This window comes from Nocardia sp. NPDC004722, assembly GCF_053601505.1.
The window spans coordinates 1-3,328 of sequence record NZ_JBSGBY010000781.1; the positions used below are offsets into that span (position 1 = coordinate 1).

The following is a 3,328-nucleotide window of genomic DNA, read 5'->3' on the forward strand; positions in this document are numbered from 1 at the left end:
GGTCCAGTTGGAGTTGGGGACCACGCGCACGTGCTCGCCCGGAGCGTGGCGCTCACTCCGCAGGCCGCCACGCCCACCACGACCTACCCGGCCGCGCCCGCTCTCACGCCGCAGGCCGCATTGCCCGCCACGCCGGGCAGCACTCCCGCCACGACCAAACCGACAGCGCCCGCCGCACCGGTCATCCCGGGCGCGGCGAAGCCCACCGTCCCCGCCGCGGGTACACCGGGTTTCATCGCCGAGCCCGGCCCCGATGCCACCCACGGCGGCGAATCACCGGTTGCCCCAGCCGATTCCGCGGCTCCGGCTCCGATCCCCACTGCCGACGATCCGGCCGCGCCGGGCCCGCGCCCGGTGCCCGGCCTGACCGGTGATCTGCGCGCCCCCGCACTCGCCGCGGGCGCGGTCCCCAACGATCTGGTCGACAAGGTCGGCGCGCAGGTCAAGGAGCTGACCCGCGACACCCCGTTCAGCATGGTGGCCCTCACCGCGCCGGAACTGAACGGCACCACCACCAAGCTGCGCGCCCAGCGCCCCGACGGCACCTGGGGCCCCTGGTACGACGCCGAAACCGAGAACGGCCGCGACCATCCGGTGGCGGGCCAGCGCACCGGCACCGAGCCGATCTATGTCGGCAATACCAAGACCGTGCAGATGCTGGTGACCCGCAAGCCGGTCGCCGCGCCCGCGGAACCCAAACCCCTCGATGACGGTTCGGCCGATCCGGCGCAGATCAATCTGGAGAAGCTGGCCGCGGTGCTCATCGATCCGGGCCGCGGCAGCATCGACGAGAACCTCTCCACGGTGGCCGCGCCGCTGCCGGGCGGCGGACCGAAGGTGATCACCCGGGCGCAGTGGGGTGCGGACGAATCGCTGCGTTGCGAGGAACCCACCTACGACGACGGCGTCTCCGCGATCACCGTGCACCACACCGCGGGTCGCAACGACTACACCAAGGCGGAGTCCGCGGGCATCGTGCGCGCCATCTACGCGTATCACGCGAAGACGTTGGGCTGGTGCGATATCGGCTACAACGCCCTGGTCGACAAGTACGGGCAGATCTTCGAGGGCCGCTACGGCGGGCTGGATCGCCCGGTCGAGGGCGCGCACGCGGGCGGCTTCAATATCAATACCGCGGGTGTCGCGATCATGGGCGACTACGAGGACGAGGCTCCCACCGATGTGTCCATCCAGGCGGTGGGCAAGTACATCGGCTGGCGGGCGAAGGTGGCCGGGATCGATCCCGAAGGCTCCACCACCATGTACTCCGAGGGCAGCGACTACACGAAATACGCGCTCGGACAGGCGGTCAAGCTGCCGAACGTGTTCGCGCACCGCGATGTCGGCAACACCACCTGCCCCGGTGACGCCGCCTACGCGCTGATGGACAAGATCCGGCAGATCGCCGAGGACGCGGCGGGCGGCCCGAGCGCCGCCGCACCGAGTCCGACGCGCACCAGGCCGGGCCAGAACGCGGGCAATCCGCAGCCGTCCCCGGCACCGGACGCGAACGGCGGCAATCAGGCGGATCTGGCCGCGCTCGCCGATCTCACCCAGAAGATCATCAAGATGCTCGACCGCAGCCCGGTGGCCCGCTACTGGGACGCCCAGGGTCGCGCGAACGGCCCACTGGGACAACCGAAAGCGGAGCCGGTGGCCCTCGCCGACGGCGGGCAGTACGGCGAATTCTCCAACGGCTACGTGTATTCGACGCCGACCGGACAGATCTTCTCGGTGGTCGGCCGCATCCTGGAGCGCTTCCTGCAATTGGGCGCGGGCACCGGCGTTCTCGGCCTGCCCACCAGCAATGAGTATCCGGTCGAGGACGGCGTCCGCACCGATTTCAGCAATGGCGCGCTGATCTTCAACAAGCTCACCGGCATCGTCACCACGGTCCTGAACAACTACGGCGCGGTCCAGGACCCGATCATGCCCAGCGCCTCACCCAAGTAGCGAGCGCTTCACCCGAACAGGTTCAGGACCACCAGCGTTCGAGCGTGCGGGCCACGCCGTCGTCGGCATTGGAGGCAGCGACCTCATCGGCGGCGGCGATGGCTTCGGGGTGGGCGTTGGCCATCGCCACGCCGTGTCCGGCCATCAACAGCATCGGGACATCGTTGGGCATGTCGCCGAAGGCGATCAGCGAGGAGTGCTGCACGCCCAGGCGCTGCGCGACCGTGGCCAGCCCGGTGGCCTTGCTGACGCCCGGGGCCGACAGCTCGATGAGGCCGTTGTCGGTGGAGTAGGTGAGATCGGCGCGACCCGCCAGCTGGGGTTCCAGAATCGCGCGCATGACCGCGCTGGAGGTGCCGGGCAGACGGATCAGCATCTTGATCGCGGACGCGGAGATCACCTCCGCCCGCGACACCTGGGTGTCGTCGGGATTGAGCCAGGCGTGCTCGTACTGCGGGGAACTCACGAACTGCGGCGTCGCGGCATCGTGCGCGCTGACCCCGACCCGCTCGGCGGCCAACCCACAGCCCGGCAGCAGCCCCTCGGCCAGATCGGCCAGCCAGGTGAGGGTTTCGACATCCAGCGTGCTCGCGTCCAGCACCCGATCCGCGTCACTGTCATAGATCACCGCACCGTTGCCGCACACACACAAGGGCGCGAACCCGAGCTGATCGACCACCGGGCTGATCCAGCGTGGCGGCCGTCCGGTGGCGAGCACGAACGGCACCCCGTCGGCCCGGAGTGTGTCGATCGCGGCCTTGGTGCGGGCGCTCAGCTGCTCATTGTGGTCGATGAGCGTGCCGTCCACATCGGAGGCGACCATCTTGGGTTTGGGCAGGTGAAAGAGCGTCACCTACTCCATCCTGCCTCGAGCGCTCACGCCCGCGCCCGTGGATTACGGACGCCGCCGTACAAACGAGACCTTTCGGGCGCGACACCTTGCCGCCACCTTGGGGTGGCGTTGCATTCCGAGAGGCACGCGCAATAACACACGGATTGCCGGTGCGTCTGCCCTCCGTACCCCGCGTTTACGCTTTCCACTCCCTATGATCTGGGGTCAGTACTCGACCCCGAAAGGGAATGATGGCCGGATTTTTGCTGCGACGTGCGCTCAACTATGTCGTGCTGCTGGTGCTGGCATCGTTCCTGGCGTTCACGGTCTGTGCGTATACCTTCACCCCGTTGGATCAACTGGAGCAACGCAATCCGCGACCGCCCCAGTCGGTGATCGACTCGAAACGCACCGAGCTGCACCTCGACCAGCCGATCCCGGAGCGCTACTTCACCTGGGCGGCCGGCCACTTCTCATTGCACGGCGGACCTGCCTGGATGTTCGGCATCTCCTGGACTGGCGGTGTGGTGCACGGCGACTTCG

2 protein-coding genes and 1 pseudogene are annotated in these 3,328 nt (G+C 68.6%); 2 read left to right on the forward strand and 1 reads right to left on the reverse strand.

The features are described 5' to 3' along the window. Positions 1-1,953 (forward strand): N-acetylmuramoyl-L-alanine amidase (locus ACWELQ_RS41700; RefSeq protein WP_452402507.1); only part of this gene is annotated, 1,953 nt, incomplete at its 5' end. Between the two features lie 22 nt (positions 1,954-1,975). Here the strand turns inward: ACWELQ_RS41700 and ACWELQ_RS41705 are convergent. Continuing rightward, positions 1,976-2,776 carry an HAD family hydrolase gene (locus ACWELQ_RS41705; protein ID WP_452402508.1) on the reverse strand — a complete coding sequence of 267 codons (801 nt, stop codon included), beginning with the start codon at positions 2,774-2,776 and terminating at the stop codon, positions 1,976-1,978. A 260-nt stretch (positions 2,777-3,036) separates the two neighbouring features. Between ACWELQ_RS41705 and ACWELQ_RS41710 the strand changes: the two are divergent. Continuing rightward, positions 3,037-3,328: pseudogene (locus ACWELQ_RS41710) on the forward strand (hypothetical protein); the annotation flags it as partial.

Bases quoted from the DNA above. Each gene is read 5' to 3' on its own strand.
- ACWELQ_RS41705 (WP_452402508.1), bottom strand. From the start codon at position 2,776: ATGGTCGCCTCCGATGTGGACGGCACGCTCATCGACCACAATGAGCAG.